Source organism: Micrococcus sp. LASM2_SD2 (assembly GCF_057364565.1).
Genome location: NZ_JBNFOB010000504.1, coordinates 1 through 495, shown reverse-complemented (window position 1 = coordinate 495; position 495 = coordinate 1). Strand labels below are relative to the sequence as shown.

The following is a 495-nucleotide window of genomic DNA, read 5'->3' as shown; positions in this document are numbered from 1 at the left end:
GTACTACCGTGCCGCCACTACCGCCCCGCCACCCGGTCCGACCGCCGTCCGCCTCGTCCGCCGCCGGCCGGCGCTCCCCGTGTTCGCCCACCCGCTGGCCTCGTCCCGCGGCAGGGTGGTGGGCATGCAGACCTTCGAGGAGATGATCGAGGCGGGCCTGGCCGGCCTCGAGGTCGAGCACCGGGACAACCCGGAGGAGGCCCGTGGCGTGCTGCGCGGCATCGCCGAGCGCCACGGTCTGTTCACCACCGGATCCTCGGACTACCACGGCACCGGAAAGCCCAACCGGCTGGGGGAGAACCTCACCGCGCCCGAGGTCCTCGCCGAGATCGAACGCCAGGGGACCGGGACCGTCGTCCTGCGCTGAGCCCCGTCACGGCACGGCCCACGACTGCCTGCCCACGACGACGCCGCGACTGACGCTGTCAGGTGCGGGCCCGTCGGTCGTGGTCCATCCGGTGCCGCAGGCGCACGGGCCCGGGCTCGAGCCCTCGG

At 74.5% G+C, this 495-nt stretch carries 1 protein-coding gene; it reads left to right on the top strand.

The genetic code is table 11. From position 1 onward, the window contains the following. On the top strand, positions 1 to 367 hold a 367-nt coding region (locus tag AC2W7A_RS13330), incomplete at its 5' end, for a PHP domain-containing protein (RefSeq protein ID WP_485991762.1). Positions 368 to 495 lie beyond the last annotated feature (128 nt).